Raw genomic sequence first — 549 nt, 5'->3', positions numbered from 1 at the left:
GCGTCGGTGTCGGCCTGTTCCAGGACCGATGCGGCGCGGGCGGTGCTCTCCTCGCGCAGCGTCTTCGCCTCGGCCTCGGCCGCCTCGCGGACCGCCCGCGCGGTCGCCTCGGTCTGCTCGCGCAGGGCTCGGGTGTCGGCGTCCGCTTCCTCGCGCAGCGAGGTCGCGTCGCTGCGGGCCGCGGAGCGCATGCCGTCGGCTTCCTCGCGCGAGTCCACGAGGACCTTCTCGGCCTCCTCGCGCGCCTTGCCGATCAGCTCGTCGGCCTTGACCGCGGCCGACTGGGTGCGCGCACCGGCGTCGGCGCGGGCCTGTTCCATGGTCGCCTGGGCGTCGGCGCGGGCCCGGTCGAGCTCGGCCTCTGCTTCGGCCGCGAGTTGCTCGGCCTTGGCCCGCATCTCCTCGGTGCGCGCGCGCAGTTCCGCCGCTTGCCGTTCCGCGTCGGAGCGTACGGCGTCGACCTGGGCCCGGGTCTGCTCGCGCAGTTCGCCCGCCGCCTGCTCGGCCGAGCGGATCAGCTCGTCCGCCGCCCGCGACGCGTCGGCGCCG

1 pseudogene is annotated in these 549 nt (G+C 76.7%); it reads right to left on the bottom strand.

The annotated features are described in order from the left end of the window. Positions 1-549: pseudogene (locus GT354_RS40245) on the bottom strand (hypothetical protein); the annotation flags it as partial.

It is taken from the genome of Streptomyces sp. SID3343 (assembly GCF_009865215.1).
Taxonomy (GTDB): domain Bacteria; phylum Actinomycetota; class Actinomycetes; order Streptomycetales; family Streptomycetaceae; genus Embleya.
Note: the sequence above shows the minus strand (reverse complement) of the source record. Positions and strands in the feature narration are given on the sequence as shown.